The 520-nt window shown below is 43.5% G+C and carries 1 pseudogene; it reads left to right on the top strand.

Annotation, left to right across the window (positions count from 1 at the left end):
• Positions 1-455 (top strand): annotated as a pseudogene (locus tag ACS8FC_RS20850) (alpha/beta hydrolase); the annotation flags it as partial.
• Between the last annotated feature and the right edge of the window lie 65 nt (positions 456-520).

Raw genomic sequence — 520 nt, 5'->3', positions numbered from 1 at the left:
TCAAAAACATGGGTATGCCTTATAAGCTCAAAGCCATGGGATTTATGGATGCGTTTATCCCATTCACCAATTTAACACTAGGCTATACGCCTTCAGACAAGATTGGCATGGGCGAGCCACTACCGCGCGGCGTGGCTCGTCAATGGCGTGAATGGTGTAATGGCGCAGGCTATATCAAAACTGCTTTTGGTAAAAGTATACACACCCATTTTTACGATGCACTCAACATGCCAGCATTGTGGCTTGGCTTTAGTGATGACGATATTGCCAATAGCGAAAACATGGATGACATGATACGCGTATTTACGAACATGCCCGTCGAAAAGCGGTTTTTGAATCCTGAAGATTTCGGATTAAATCATATCGGCCACATGCGCTACTTTAGCAGTAAAACCAATGCTAAATCGCCCGAGCTTTGGCAAATGGCAGTAGATTGGTTTAGTAAAGGTGAATAGCGTTGTTCGTCCATCAGTATAAGAGGCCATAGCGACTGATATCATTTATTCGTATCAATACACAA

The sequence above is a fragment of the Psychrobacter sp. 1Y4 genome (assembly GCF_051847555.1).
This window is presented reverse-complemented; position numbering and strand designations above follow the sequence as displayed.